General features: G+C 59.9%; 8 protein-coding genes. 1 reads left to right on the top strand and 7 read right to left on the bottom strand.

Annotated elements, in window-relative coordinates:
- Positions 1-3: 3 nt before the first annotated feature.
- Complete coding sequence (locus tag ACQKPC_RS18520) at positions 4-1,521, bottom strand: CoA-acylating methylmalonate-semialdehyde dehydrogenase (RefSeq protein ID WP_192346847.1); 1,518 nt, start codon at positions 1,519-1,521, stop codon at positions 4-6.
- A gap of 161 nt (positions 1,522-1,682) precedes the next feature.
- Between ACQKPC_RS18520 and ACQKPC_RS18525 the strand changes: the two genes are divergently transcribed.
- The gene (locus tag ACQKPC_RS18525) at positions 1,683-2,630 is read left to right on the top strand and encodes a LysR family transcriptional regulator (RefSeq protein ID WP_007900639.1); all 948 of its coding nucleotides are present in this window, start codon (positions 1,683-1,685) and stop codon (positions 2,628-2,630) included.
- On the opposite strand, the gene ACQKPC_RS18530 is transcribed toward ACQKPC_RS18525, so the two are convergent.
- The 6 genes from ACQKPC_RS18530 to recC all read right to left on the bottom strand — a co-directional run bounded on the left by ACQKPC_RS18530 (position 2,627) and on the right by recC (position 14,337).
- Positions 2,627-3,130: an OmpA family protein gene (locus ACQKPC_RS18530; RefSeq protein WP_192346930.1), complete on the bottom strand. Its 504-nt coding sequence runs from the start codon at positions 3,128-3,130 to the stop codon at positions 2,627-2,629. The two genes, ACQKPC_RS18525 and ACQKPC_RS18530, sit on opposite strands and share 4 nt — an antisense overlap.
- 5 nt (positions 3,131-3,135) lie before the next feature.
- The gene (locus ACQKPC_RS18535; RefSeq protein ID WP_427625842.1) at positions 3,136-4,404 is read right to left on the bottom strand and encodes a diguanylate cyclase domain-containing protein; all 1,269 of its coding nucleotides are present in this window, start codon (positions 4,402-4,404) and stop codon (positions 3,136-3,138) included.
- Positions 4,401-4,976, bottom strand: a complete 576-nt coding sequence (locus tag ACQKPC_RS18540) for a YfiR family protein (protein ID WP_427625843.1) — start codon at positions 4,974-4,976, stop codon at positions 4,401-4,403. Before ACQKPC_RS18540 ends, ACQKPC_RS18535 begins: the two co-directional genes overlap by 4 nt.
- 117 nt (positions 4,977-5,093) lie before the next feature.
- Positions 5,094-7,202 (bottom strand): exodeoxyribonuclease V subunit alpha, encoded by a 2,109-nt coding sequence (recD, locus tag ACQKPC_RS18545; protein WP_427625844.1) that lies wholly within the window; start codon positions 7,200-7,202, stop codon positions 5,094-5,096.
- Positions 7,199-10,888, bottom strand: coding sequence for an exodeoxyribonuclease V subunit beta (gene recB, locus ACQKPC_RS18550; RefSeq protein ID WP_427625845.1), 3,690 nt, complete (start codon positions 10,886-10,888; stop codon positions 7,199-7,201). The genes recD and recB overlap by 4 nt, the downstream gene beginning before the upstream one ends.
- Positions 10,885-14,337 carry an exodeoxyribonuclease V subunit gamma gene (gene recC / locus ACQKPC_RS18555; protein WP_427625846.1) on the bottom strand — a complete coding sequence of 1,151 codons (3,453 nt, stop codon included), beginning with the start codon at positions 14,335-14,337 and terminating at the stop codon, positions 10,885-10,887. The genes recB and recC overlap by 4 nt, the downstream gene beginning before the upstream one ends.
- Positions 14,338-14,539 lie beyond the last annotated feature (202 nt).

Here is a 14,539-nt window from a genome sequence, read left to right on the forward strand (position 1 = left end):
TCCTTAACGCAAGTGGATGGTGGTGTTCACGCCGTCGTTGACGCTGTCATCGTCGAACCAGCGCGCAGTGACGGTCTTGGTTTGAGTGTAGAACTGCACCACTTGCTTGCCATAAGGACCGAGGTCACCGAGCTTCGAACCACGGGAACCGGTGAAGCTGAAGAACGGCACCGGCACAGGAATCGGGATGTTGATGCCGACCTGGCCGACGTCGATTTCCGTCTGGAATTTACGCGCCGCCGCACCGCTCTGGGTGAACAACCCCGTGCCGTTGCCGAATGGGTTGGCGTTGACCAGAGCGATGGCCTGATCGAGGGTATCGACTTCCAATACCACCAGCACCGGACCGAAGATTTCCTGGGTATAGATCTGCATCTCGGGAGTGACACCAGAGAACAGGGTCGGACCGACAAAGTTACCTTTCTCGTAGCCCGGAACGCTGATGTCGCGACCGTCCAGTTCGAGCTTGGCGCCCTCCTTGATGCCGCTTTCGATCAGATCGAGAATCCGCGCCTTGGCTCGCTTGGAAATCACCGGGCCAACATCAGTGCCCGGCTCGCTGCCGGCATTGACCTTGAGTTTCTGCGCCAGTGCTTTCAGGTCTGGCAGCCATTGCTTGGCCGCGCCCACCAGCACCACTACCGAGGTGGCCATGCAGCGTTGCCCCGCCGCACCGAAACCGGCGCCGACCAGCGCATTGAGCGCTTGCTCACGATTGGCATCTGGCAGCACAACGGCGTGGTTCTTGGCGCCCATCATCGATTGCACGCGTTTACCGTGTTTGCCGGCCAGGTCGTAGACATGCGTGCCGACCGCGGTCGAACCGACGAACGAAACAGCCTTGATGTCCTTGTGGGTGCAAAGCGCATCCACCACATCCTTGCCACCATGAACGACGTTGAGCACACCCGGCGGAATGCCGGCCTCGATGGCCAGTTCCACCAACAGCATGGTCGACATCGGGTCCTGTTCGGACGGCTTGAGCACGAAGGTGTTGCCGCAGGCGATGGCCATCGGGAACATCCACAGCGGAATCATCGCCGGGAAGTTGAACGGAGTAATGCCGGCGCAGACGCCGATCGGTTGGCGCAGGGTGTAGGTATCGACACCGCCAGCGACGTTCTCGGCGAACTCGCCCATTTGCAGGCTGCCAATGGAGCAGGCGTGCTCGACCACTTCCAGGCCTCGGAAGATATCGCCTTCAGCATCGGCGATGGTTTTGCCCTGCTCATTGCTGAGTACCACGGCAATACGCTTGGAGTGTTCACGAATCAACGCCTGAAGCTTGAGCATGATGCGCATCCGCGCGCCGATCGGCGTCAGCCTCCAGGTCTGGAAGGCGCGATGGGCGGCGCTGATGGCAGCATCGACTTCGGCAGCCGTCGCGAATGGGACTTTGGCCAACACTTGTTGGGTCGCCGGGTTGACGATGTCGTGCCATTCGGTGGTCTGGGATTCGACCCACTCGCCATCGATCAACAGCTTGACCTTTTGCACGGTGGTTTCTAGCGATGCGTTCATATTGGTCTCCGGACGTTGTTCTTATTTAGAGAGCGATCTTTGGAGCCAAGGCGAGAAAGTCGCCTTGAGATGAGGCGTGTGTCACGAATTGGTTATCGGACTGTTTTTGGAGTATAGATGTGCAAACTTCTAATAAGAACGCACATAAAAGCCGGTCCATCATGCAAAAAAACATCACGTCTTTAGGCTCGTTGAACTGGGATGACCTCAAGTTCTTCCTCGAGGTTGCCCGCACTCGCAAGGCCAGTACCGCAGCCAAGCGCCTGGCGGTGGACTACACCACCGTGTCGCGACGCATCAGTTCGCTGGAAACCTCGCTGGGCACGTTGCTGTTCGAAAAGTCCCGCACCAGCGGTTTCGTCCTGACTGCCGAAGGCCAGCGGCTGCTGGGTTACGCCGAGTCGATCGAAAGCACTCTGCACATGGCCTGCGAACAGGTTTCGGGCTCCGGCGTGGCGTTGTCCGGGCATGTACGCATGGGCTGCACCGAAGGGTTCGGCAGTTTTTTCATCACTCCGCAGCTTAGCCATTTCGTCGACGCCTACCCGGCGATCTCGGTGGACATCCTGCCGCTGCCGCACTTCATCAGCCTGTCCAAGCGCGAGGCAGACATCGTCATCGCACTGGAGCGACCGGAACATGGCCCGTATGTCTGCTGCAAACTCTGCGACTACCGACTGCAGCTGTATGCGACCCAGGATTATCTGGACAAGCACCCACCGATCCGCCGCCCGGCAGACTTGGGCAAGCATCAATTCATCAGTTATGTGGACGATCTGGCGTTCAGCTCGGAGCTGCTGTACCTGGCGAATGTGTTGCCCGGTGCCAGTGCCAATCTGCGCAGCACCAGCGTGATCGCGCAGTTCGTGGCGGCGCAGCAAGGACGGTCACTGGCGATTCTGCCGTGCTTCCTGGCAGCTCAGGACCCGCGATTGCTGCCGGTGTTGCCGCAAGAGATCACCATTACCCGGCAGTTCTGGATGTACTGCCGGGAAGACCTGCGCAAGCTCAAGCGGATTACCTTGTTGTGGGACTACATCCGTGGGGTCACCGAGCAGAATCAAGCGCTGTTGATGGGGGAAAGTCGGGAGATGTTGTTCGCCGATTAATCCGCGCTCACCACGATCGACACCCGACGGTTCTCGGTGCGTCCGACCGCGGTGTCGTTGGAAGCGACGGGCTTACTGCTGCCCAGGCCGCGCAGCTGGATGTTTTCTTCTTTTATGCCGACGGTGGCCAACACCTTGCCGACGCTTTTTGCGCGACGCAGAGAAAGCTGTTCGTTATAGGATTCTTTGCCTGACGCATCGGTGTGGCCGTCGATCCTCACCCGTTCGATTTCCACACTCAACAACGCCTTGCCAATGCGCTCCACGATCTCGGTACTGGCAGGATTGAGGCTCTCGACATCGCTGCCGAACAAAACTTTGCCTGACAGGCCATAGGCCCAGCCATCATCCGTCATTTCGAAACCTTGCTGCTTGAGCACAGCGATCTGCGCCGGGGTCAGGCCCTTTTGCGGTGCCGTCTGGCAACCGGTCAATGCCAGCAAGGCCAGGAACAGGGAGATCGTGAAAAGTCGCAGAGAACGCTGATTGAAGGTGAACACAGAAATTAGCTCCTGGTTTGAACATGGGCGACAGGGAGCTCCGCTCCTGCCGTTTGCTGCGCGCCTCGGGAAAGGCGTTTGGCCTGGTACATCGCGGCGTCGGCAGCATCGAGCAACTCGCCCGGTGTGACCCCATGATCGGGGTACACGGCGATGCCAATACTGAGTGAAGTCAACACCTGGGTACTGCCCGGCAACTGGATGGGTATTTCCATGCTGGCGATGATTTTGTCAGCAATCCGTTCGGCGTCTTCGGCCTTGTGCAGCGGTGTGAGCAGGATTGCAAACTCGTCGCCACCCAGACGCGCAACCAGGTCCTCTTCACGCAGTTGCGCACGAACCCGGGTTGCCACGGCGACCAGCACCGCATCGCCGGCAGCGTGTCCGAAGTTATCATTGATCTCCTTGAACCGGTCGCTGTCCAGGAACAGCACGGCCACTCGTTCATCGAGCTTGCCGGCATTGCGCAAGGCACGCATCAGGCGGCCTTCGAAAAATGCTCGATTCGGCAGTCCGGTCAGGCTGTCATGGCTGGCTTGGTGGGCCAGGGTTTCGTTTTCGCTTTGCAGGTGGGTCTGCCAGGACTCGAGCTCATCGAGCAAGGCATTGAAGTCGTTGCCCAGGTTGTCGAGTTCGGCAATGTCGGCGGGCGGTACGCGCTGGTCGAAGGCTCGCTCGCTGCGAGCGGCGTGAGCCACGGCAGCCAAGCTGCGCAACGGGCCGGTGATCCCCCGCAATTGCCGCCGCGCCAGATAGAGCGCAACCCAGGCACTGACAGCGGTACACAAGACGATTCCCATCAGACCGCTGAGCAAAAAGCGCATCAGGCTGCCACCGTGCCCGACCAGCAGGATACTGCCAATTTCCTGACCTTGATGGACGATCGGCATGCTGATGGGCTTTTCCAGAATCACCCGGGCGATCTGCATTTCAAGATCGGAGAGCAACCCCGTTTCCGGTCGTTGCCAACGTGCAAGTAACTCGCCTTGCTCGTCCAGGACCTGTGCGTCGGCCACTTCTTCGGTGGACGCGATCAACGCCAGCGCCTCAGTGGCGGCGACCTTATCGTTGAACACCACCGCGGCTTCCACGGTGTAATTGATCGAACGGGCGATCAGATGCAGGTTGTGATCGGCATAAACCCGCAAGGCCAGCACCCCCAGCAGGGTCAACGAAACACTGGCCATGGCCACGCCCACCAGGGCGACGATCAAATGTCCACGACCTATAACCGACCCCAGGGTCGGACGTATACGGGATTTGAATAGACTCATGGTGCCGCCGGCTTGCGACGCGACAGTTGCAGCACACTGGGATGGATGCGCACACCGCTGCGGGCGACTGAGTCTAGGTTGACCTCGAAGGATACTTGTTCATCGCCGACCCGCAGGCAGAACAGACTGCCGACGGTGCATTGATCGCCGCCTTCGCTGATGCTCACCACCGGGCGCCCTGTCAGCGAGGCGAATAATCGACTGCGTTCGTCGCTGGTCAGCTTGCCGATGTACACCGCGTCGCATTCACCGGCAATGGCCGGGTTGTCGGCCAAAAGCCGTTGCACGGTGACAGGCCGACCTGTGGCCTGGGTAGTGCCCTTGACCAGATCGTCGGTGTACTCGGTAGGGCCGACTACGCACAGACGCAATTGTTGAGGCTCAACAGGCCACCGGGCATAACTGAGGATCCCGAGCACCACCTGAGTGACTGATCTGGCGCGCTGGTCGGCCTTGCTTACGGCGGTTTCCGGCTGAGCGAAGGCAACGCCCGTCAACAAACAGAGAAAGCCGGCAAGCAGCGCTCTCTTGCAACCAATAACGCGCTCTGTCGTCCAGACAGCCACCTTCATGCAGGGATTCTCTTCGATCGCAACGAAATGATGCCGCAACGATAGCACAGCACCGAAACACCAGCGAGGCCACGTACGACGGCACCTCGGACAGATTCCGTCGTCTGCTCCCCCTTTTCAGTGACCCGGCTCGATCCCCTCTTCCAGCTCCAGCATCAGCCCGCTCAAGCGCTTGACCTTGCGCCGCACGGCCTCTTCGAATACGCCGGCACGAGGCTCAATCAGGGTGAACCAGTGTTTGGCCCGGGTTATGCCGGTATAGATCAGTTCCTTGGTGAGCACAGGGTTCAGGGCATCCGGCAGAATCAGCGCCGTATGGGCAAATTCCGAGCCCTGGGATTTGTGTACGGTCATGGCGTACACGGTGTCGACATCGTTCAGCCGACTTGGCAGAACGAAGCGCACACCACCCTGGCCATCGTTGCGCGGGAAGGCCACACGCAGCACTTGCCGTCCCGCCTCGGCCCCCTCACGCTCCGGCAGCTCGAGGGCAATGCCGATATCGCCGTTCATCAAACCCAGGCCATAGTCGTTGCGGGTCATCAGCACGGGCCGACCTTCGTACCATTGGTGGTCGCTGTCGATCAGCCGAGCCTTGAGCAGCGCGTCGGTCACTCGCTGATTCAAGCCTTCCACACCCCAAGGCCCTTTGCGTACCGCGCACAATAGCTGGAAGGCGTCGAAAGCTTGCAGGACCACACGAGCCCAATGGGTCCAGCCTGGATCGTCGAGCGGGCTGTCGAGCGGTGGCCGCTGACTGCGCAAAAGACTCAGGTAATGCCGATAACCTTGCGGCCCCTCGCCATGGCCTTCGAGCAGTAAACGCTCCAGCGCCCGGTCCTGCTCACCCTTGAGGGGCAGGGAAAATACGTCGCCATGGCTTCCAGCCGCCAGTAACTTGCGGGCTTCCTCGGGTTGCTGCCGGTTGACCCAACGGGCCAACTGGCCAATGCCGCTGCCCTCGCCGAAGCGCCGTGAGTGACGCAGCATCACCACTTGCTGAGCCAAGGGATGCGCTCCGTTGATGTCTTCGTGCAAATCGCTGCCACCAAGGTTTTCCCCGCTGACTGACTCCAGCCACTGGCATGTCTGCGGGCTGTACCAACCGGCTTCGGCATCGCGGCACAGATCGCCCAGGACGGCACCGGCCTCTACCGACGCCAGTTGATCCTTGTCACCGAGCAGTACCAGACGGGCATGGGCCGGCAATGCGTCGAGCAGATTGGCCATCATTTCCAGGTCGATCATCGAGGCTTCGTCCACCACTAATACATCCAGCGGCAAACGATTGCCGGCGTGGTGCCGGAAATGCCGGGTACCGGGACGACTGCCGAGCAAACGGTGCACGGTGGTCACATCCGACGGGATCTTCTCCCGCACCGTTTCAGCAACTTCCAGGGTTTGAACCTGTTGGCTGATGGACTCGGTCAATCGTGCGGCAGCTTTGCCAGTGGGTGCCGCGAGACGAATGCGCAGCGGTTTGCCGGCTTCCACCGCGGGCGCTTGTAGCAATGCGAGCAAGCGTACGACCGTAGTGGTCTTGCCGGTCCCCGGGCCGCCGGTGACGATGCTGAATGCGCTACGGGTAGCCAGGGCGCAAGCGAGCTTCTGCCAGTCGATCACTTCATCAGGCCTGGCAGGGCCGAACAGGCCGGTCAGGCGTTGGGGCAAATCACTCGGTGTCGTTTCGTGTGCAGCCAGGCGCTGACGCAGGGCGTTATCGATGCGCCGTTCGTAAGCCCAGTAGCGGCGCAGGTACAGGCGTTTTCCCGACAGCACCAACGGCCGATGCTGCGCGGCCTCGCGCCCGTCGACGGCCAGAGCCACCAAGCGGCTGGACGCCAGCACCTTGCACCAATGAGCCCCCTCCAGCGCCTCAAGCAATTGCGACGGCAGCAACATCGCGCCACTTTGCAGATCACCTTCCGGCGGCAGCGACAGAGCGAAGTCCGGCTCTTTCAGCGTTTCGAACAGATCCAGGCAAACATGGCCGTGGCCCAACTGGTGACTGGTCAACGCGGCGGCCAGCAGCACCAGCGGATCATCGTCGGGGGCGATTTCGTGGAGAAAGGCCACGAAGGCCTTGTCCAGCGCACGCAGCCAACCGCGTTCGACCCAGCGCGTGAGCAGTAGCAACAAGTCATCTGCGCGACTCAGGGGGGCCAGATCCGCCAGACTTTCGGCCGCCAATGGCGTGGGCAGCAAATCGGCGAAGGTGCGACTCATAGCAGTACTCCCTGTTCCCAGGCGGGTTCGGCCTTGGGCTCTGGCTTGCCCTGGAACAACCGGTCCAGACGCTCGATCAGCTCCCGTGGTGGACGGGCGAAGTACACGCCCTGGCTGGTCGCGCGAGTACCGCGAAGGAACAGGTACAACGCCCCACCGATATGCCGATCGTAATCGTAATCGACCAGCCGCGCCTTGAGCTGGCGATGCAAGGCGAGCAGGTACAACACATATTGCAGGTCGTAACGGTTGTCCAGAATCGACTGCTCCATGGCCTGCTCGGTATAGGCCGCGTCATCGACGCCCAGCCAGTTGGATTTGTAGTCGGCGACGTAATAACGACCGTCGTGCTCGAACGTCAGGTCGATGAAGCCTTTGAACATGCCATTGAGCAGCACCGGTTCGGCGGCCACCCTGGCCACGCCGTTGTGGGTGTATTGGCGCACCAGTTCATCGAGCTTGAGCACATCGACTTTGTGACTGGCGAACCAGAACTCCATCTCGACCCGGTACTGGGTCAGTTGCTCGAACACCACCGGTGCCTGCCCGCCGCCGACGTGCAGCGGGGATTTGAGCAAGTGCTGTAGCCAGTCACTCAATGTCGTGATCCAGCCTTCCCAGCCACGGCGATTGCAGCGGCGGGCGATGGCGTCTTCCACAGTTTGTGGTGCAGTGGCAAAACCTTCGTCACCGGCCCACTCGAGCAATCCATGGAGAAATGTGCCGGGGTTCGGCCCGCGAGGGAATCGATGGATATCCGCGCCGCCAGCAATCACTTCTCGCGGCGCTTGCGGATCGAGACGTTCGTCGTCAAAAAGCTTTTGGGCTTGCGGGCTCTCCGGGGCTTCGTCACTGCCCACGCTCAGACTGTCGCCAATACGCAAGGCGCTGTAGGAAGCGATCCACCAGTTTTCGCTGGCCTTGCGCTTGGGTATCAGCGGCGCAAGCAAGGTCGCTTCATTGCGCGGCGGATGGTAATGCTCGGCGCTCGCTTCAGGCATTTCACCGTAGTTCAGCGCCGGGCAGTTCTGCTGCAAATCCTCCAGCCATCGCCGCAACCCGGCCGACTCGGCCAATGGTGCACCACCGCCCAGCAGATAACCCAACGCTGAAAGGTGCAGCGTCGAGCCGTTGTTACTGCCGCGCTTGAGGTCCGTCACTCCGAGCCAGCAAGCATGTTGTGCCCGGGTCAGGGCGACATAGAGCAGCCGAAGATCCTCGGCCAAGCGCTCATCATCGGCTTGGGCGATCAACTTCGGCGTCGGCTTCAAGCTCACCTGAGCCTTGCCCGTCGCGTCGTGGTAATACAACGGCAAACGGCTGCCATCCACCGGTTTTGCCGAGCAGATGAATGGCAGAAACACCAACGGATATTCAAGCCCTTTGGATTTATGGATGGTCACAACCTTGACCAGTTGCTCGTCGCTTTCCAGGCGCAGGATCTGTTCTTCGCCAGCCTGACCGGACAATGCCAGATGCTCGGACAAGTGACGGATCAAGGCTTGCTCGCCATCAAGCTCGGCGGCGGCCTGCTGTAGCAACTCGGACAGGTGCAGCAGGTTGTTCAGCACCCGCTCGCCATCGTTGCGCGCGATCAACGCCTGGGGCAGTTGGAAGTCGTGCAGCAAACGTCGCAGCATTGGCAGCACGCCCTGTTTGCGCCAGAGCTCGCGATAACCGCGGAACTGCATGACCCGCGCTTCCCACGCCAGTTCGTCCTGATTCAGCCGCTCCAGCTCAGCCAGCGAAAGGTTCAGCGTGATGCAGGCCAGCGCGGCGCGGAGGGGACGCTCGACATCCGGTTCGGCACAGGCCTTGAGCCAGGTCAGCAGGTCATGGGCTTCCTGCGCGGCAAACACGGAGTCCTTGTCTGACAGGTAAACACTGCGCACGCCGCGGGCCGAAAGTTCGCCACGCACGGCCTGGGCCTCTTTGCCGTCGCGCACCAGAATTGCAATATCCGATGGCAGTAGACCTTTGAAGTCCTTACCGTCCTGGATGAAGCCAGCACAGCCTTGCTGACCGCCATTGAGCAGCGCGGTGATTTCACTGGCGCAGGCGGCGGCCAATTGTTGCCGATACACCGCGCCAGACAGTGGCTGATCGGCGGACAGGTGCCAGATGTTCAGGGCCGGTACAGCCTGACCATCAATCTGCAGGACTTCTTTGCGTCCCTGGGATTCGACGGGCAGGAACGGTACCGGGTTCTCTCCATTTTTCTCACGAAACAGGAATGCTCCGCGCCCCTGCTCACGAGATTCGGCGCGCTCGAACACATGGTTTACCGCACTGACCATGCCATGACTGGAACGGAAGTTGGTGCCCAGGGTATGCAGGCGGCCAGTGGTGGCCTGGCGAGCGCGCAGGTAGGTATAGATGTCGGCTCCGCGGAAGGCATAGATCGCCTGCTTCGGGTCGCCGATCAGAAACAGACCGGTTTCAGGATTGTTATCTTCGATGCGATAAATGCTCTCGAAGATTCGGTACTGCACCGGGTCGGTGTCCTGGAACTCGTCGATCAACGCGACCGGGAACTGCTCGCGGATCAGCGTTGCCAGGCGCTCACCGCCTTCGGACTGCAAAGCCGCATCGAGACGCAGCAACATGTCATCGAAGCCCATTTCCGCGCGGCGACGCTTTTCTTCCTCGAACCGCGCACCGACCCAGTGAGCGGCGTGTTGCAACACAGCGGCATCGGGAGTCGGCAAACCATCGAGACTGGTCTTGAGACCGGCCATCGCATCGAGACCGGGATGACGGGGGGCTTCCCCCTTCCAGGCTTCAGTCATGCCATCGGGAGTCAGACGAGTGAAGCCGGTGCCAATGTCCAGTTGCTCGAGAGACTCATCCTCGGCCCAGGCCCGGAGCTTTTCGAACCAGGGTTCGAAGTAGCGCGGCTGCATCTTGCGGCCATCGACGCTCTTGCTTGCGACACCCTGGTGACAGATGGCAAGCAACTCATCCGCCCATTGGCGCCAGGGCATCTTGAGATCGAGCAAAGCGGCCCGTCGTTCCTGCAGGCACTCGGCAATCAACTCGGCAGGCTCTTTACCTTCAACACTGTCACGCTCGCTGGCGAACAACCCACGCACTCGTGGTAGCAACGCCGCAGGGCCGCCCCAATTGCCGCGAACCCAGTTCAGTGCATCACCTTGCATTGGATAACAGAACAGTCGCCAGTAGTCGCGCAGGACTTCGCCGAGCAAATCACTATGATCGGTTTCCAGGGTCTGGGTGAACAGACTTCCACTGTCGAACGCATGTTCGCGCAACATGCGCTGGCACCAACTGTGGATGGTCGATACCGCCGCTTCATCCATCCACTGGGCGGCGATGTCCAGGCGGTTTGCACAGCCGGACCACTGCTCGGGGAAGTACTGCTCGCGCAATTCAGCAATGAGGCCATCCGGTGCCGGTGTCTCATCGCGGAAAAACCGTGCGGCTTCAGCCAGCCGGGTACGAATACGTTCGCGCAGCTCTTTGGTCGCGGCATCGGTGAAGGTCACCACCAGGATTTGCGGCGGCAGCAATTCACGGCCAAAACCACTCGATTCGCCGCCGTGGCCAAGGACCAGACGCAAGTACAGCGCAGAAATAGTGAAGGTCTTGCCGGTCCCGGCGCTGGCTTCGATCAGTTGGCTACCACGCAGGGGGAATGCCAGGGCCAGCGGTGTTTTCGTGGTCATGCGCGCGCCTCCTCGCTGGTCAATGAACGCCAAGGGGCTTCAAGCAGAGGCCGATACAAAGCGTCGCACCAATCGGGGAAGGTTTCATCGGCAATCAGAGCATCGTAGTCGGCGAATTGCCGAGCGAGTGCCGGGCTTTCGCGGCGCTCGCCGTCAGTGGTCTGGCCGTCGCCTTCATAGGTCTTGCGGGCAGCGGCGTCAGCTTTGGCCGGGTCGGTTTGAGCGAGCCAGGCGAACGCTGTTTTTACTGCAATCGGCAGCGGCTGGCGCATGCCCGTTTGCCAAGCCAACAACAGGTCACCCAGAACCCGGGATGCTGCGGCCTCCTCCATCGGACCGAGCAACAAACTGTCGTCGCTGGCCACCAACGCAGTGGTCATCGGCATGCCGCTGGCACAGGCAACCAGGTGATTGACCCAAGGTCGCGTCAGGCGATGCCATTTGCGGGCCTTGATCGAACCGATGCTGTTGGGAATCGTAGTCACCGACAACAACCCGCCATCTGCGCGTTGATGCAGGCCACTGAGCCAGCCTTCCAGACGCAATCCTTGTAGTTCCACACTCACCGGCAACGCGCTGGTGAGCGGGGTCGGCCATAACGCCAGAAGCTGCTGATAGCGCAGCAGCAGATCCGGCAGTGGCTCGATCAACTCTCGCTGAAGACATTCGCCAAAACCGGCCATGGGCAAGAGCCCGCTGTTTTGCAGGCGTTTTGCCTGCGCCTCCAATACCTGATCGGTTTGGTCCGGTTGCCCCAGTGCCGCTTCAAGCAAGCTGTCGCTGAGGCTATAGCGTTGCAGCGCGTCGAGTACAAATGGCTCTTCATCAGCCAAAGGCACTTCTGCAGCCTCGAAGAACACTTTGAGCCGGTGACTGAAGAAATGTCGTACAGGGTTGCGCAGAAAATCCTGCAGCTGACCCAGGCTCAGCGGCTCGTCCTGGACGTAGGGTTCAAGCACTTCGATATCAGTCGCCAGATCACTGGCTTGATGTAGAACCTGCCACTCGCTGGCGTAGCTGAATAGATCATCGCCTTCATGAAAGTAGCGAGCGCTGAAAGGTTGCAGAGGGTGTTCCTGAGTCATGGACTCAAGCAGGTCATCATTATCATCGTGCAGTCGCCAGCCGCTGCCGAGATGATCACGCAACTGCCCTATCAACACCGAAGCAGGGCGCTCGCTGTTGTCCCGAATACTGCGGCCGACCCAACTGATATAGAGTTGGTCGCGTGCCGACAACAATGCTTCCAGCAACAGATAGCGATCATCTTCACGTCGGGAGCGATCACCGGGGCGGTAGTCACTGCCCATCAGGTCGAAATCCAGCGGCGGTTGCGCGCGAGGGTAATCGCCGTCATTCATGCCAAGCAGACAGACCAGTTTGAAGGGAATTGCTCGCATGGGCATCAAGGTACAGAAGTTAACGGCCCCGGCAAGGAAGCGCTGAGACAGGCGACCTTGGTCGAGACCCGCCAGCCAGGCTTCACGAACTACGGTCAACGGTAATTCGTCGTGCAAACCTACGGACTCGCAGGTCTCAAGCCAGGTCTCACGCAGCTCTTCGAGTTGGGCCAACAAATAGTCGTCATGCTCGTTGCTGGCCAGGAAGAATAACTGCACCAAAGCTTGCAACCGCGAGCCCCATTGTTTGGGCGCTGCAGGTTGAGTGAGTTCCTGGTGAGCAACTTCCAATGTATCCAACAACGCCACCAAAGGGCCTATGAGCGCGGCATCCAGACCACCAATTTCGTCGTAGGGTTCAATCCCCTCGCAGGCACTGGCGCTGCCCACGGCATAACCCAGCAACATCCGTCGCAGACCGAAACGCCAGCTGTTTTGCTCCAGTTCTTCAGGCAGCCCCAGGCCCGCACGCTGCTCGGCGTTCATCCCCCAGCGAATGCCTGCGCCTTCGATCCAGCGATGCAAGGTCGGCAGATCTCGTTCCTCTACGCCAAACCGGGCGCGTAATGCGGGAACGTCGAGCAGATCCAGGATCTCGCTGACAGGGAAACGACTGTCGGGAAGTTTGAGCAGGTGTTCGACAGCAATCAGTAGCGGATCCCGGCCGCGCTGGCCTTGATCCGCAAGTGTGAAAGGAATGAAGCGTGGATCAAAGCGATCGATCTGACCAAAAACAGCACGGATATGCGGGGCATAACTGTCGATGTCCGGGACCATCACGATTACGTCGCGAGGCCTGAGGTCTGTGTCAGCACTGAATCGTGCGAGCAACTGATCGTGGAGTATTTCCACTTCGCGTTGAGCGCTATGGGCGATGTGAAAACGGATCGATTCGTCTTTTTTCAGATCGACAGCAGCCCAACGCTCGCAAGTCTCGTTCAAGGGACGCAATTCCAGGATATCGTCCTGCAATTGATTGAGCATGTTCCGTGGCTGGCTTTCGCTGAAAAGATCGATGCGCCCGTCGCGAAATGCCGAGCGATAGCTATTGGGATCGTCGTAGCTGTCGAGCAGATTAATGTAGTCCCGCCCCTGCTTGCCCCACGCGGCCAGTAGCGGATGGGCATGCTGATGGAGCGTTTGCGCGTCGAGCACGACCGGCATGCCGCTCTTGCGAGCCTGGCGCTTGTACTGATGTCGCAACAGATCTTTATCAGCGACGATGTCCGCCCAATGGTGACGACATGGGTTGTGTACGCACAGTAAGACCTGGCTGAATCGAGCAAGCCCGGCAAGCGCTTCCAGGGCCTGAGCAGGCAGTGAAGAAATCCCGAAAACGATCACCCGCGAAGGCAATCCACTCGGCGCTACGTCGAGGCTATTGATGCGCTCGATAAAGCGTTGGTGGACGCCTGCGCGGCTTTGCGCCATGCCTTGTTCACCGACATCCAGCAACAGCGCACGCCACAGCTCCGCCTGCCAACAGTTGGCCGGGGTCAGGGCTTTGGCCTCGCCCCTACCATTTCGTAACTGATGACGACCTTCTGCCCAGTCTTCGAGCCAATCGGCACGGTAGACCTGATATTGGTCGAACAGATCCGCCAGTCGCTCCGCCAGTTGATAGCGTTTACGTAAGTCGGTGTCATGGGTAAGAAAGCGCTGCAGAGGTTCGAAGTGCGGCTGGTTGATTAACTGTGGCAACAGACGCATCAGACGCCAGGTCAGCGGGGCTTTATCGAGCAGGGATTTGACCGGGATCTCGTCACGTCCCAGTACCATGCGATAAAGCTGCCACATGAAGCTGCCCGGTAACTGCACATCGATGGCAGCGGCGATTCCGCAGCCGCCCATGTCGTCATCTTCGGGGTCTTCGGCCAGTGCCAGCTTCAGCCATTGGGCGATGCCGTTGCTCTGTACCAGGGCGACTTCATTTTCCAAGGGAGCCAGCGGGTAGCGCCGCATCCAGCTGACCACCAGGCTGCGCAACTCGTCCAGACGGTTGCCGTGAACCACCATAAAACCAGCACTGAGAGACGTAGCGTCCGGCATAAAGGCTTCCTTGGGAAAATACAAAAGCTAGGGCCGAACCTTAGCACTGTCATCAGACTGTGACAGCCGGGAGCGGTCCGATAATGCTGTACGAACTTTCCTGCGGGCAAAACAAAACCCCTACCTGCATACGCAGATAGGGGTTTCGGAATTTAATCTTGACGATGACCTACTCTCACATGGGGAAACCCCACACTACCAT

This window comes from Pseudomonas sp. NPDC089918, from assembly GCF_050280605.1.
GTDB lineage: Bacteria > Pseudomonadota > Gammaproteobacteria > Pseudomonadales > Pseudomonadaceae > Aquipseudomonas.

Coding starts and splice junctions, on each gene's coding strand:
- ACQKPC_RS18520 (WP_192346847.1), bottom strand. CDS start 1,521: ATGAACGCATCGCTAGAAACCACCGTGCAAAAGGTCAAGCTGTTGATC.
- ACQKPC_RS18525 (WP_007900639.1), top strand. CDS start 1,683: ATGCAAAAAAACATCACGTCTTTAGGCTCGTTGAACTGGGATGACCTC.
- ACQKPC_RS18535 (WP_427625842.1), bottom strand. CDS start 4,404: ATGAGTCTATTCAAATCCCGTATACGTCCGACCCTGGGGTCGGTTATA.
- ACQKPC_RS18540 (WP_427625843.1), bottom strand. CDS start 4,976: ATGAAGGTGGCTGTCTGGACGACAGAGCGCGTTATTGGTTGCAAGAGA.
- recD (WP_427625844.1), bottom strand. CDS start 7,202: ATGAGTCGCACCTTCGCCGATTTGCTGCCCACGCCATTGGCGGCCGAA.
- recB (WP_427625845.1), bottom strand. CDS start 10,888: ATGACCACGAAAACACCGCTGGCCCTGGCATTCCCCCTGCGTGGTAGC.
- recC (WP_427625846.1), bottom strand. CDS start 14,337: ATGCCGGACGCTACGTCTCTCAGTGCTGGTTTTATGGTGGTTCACGGC.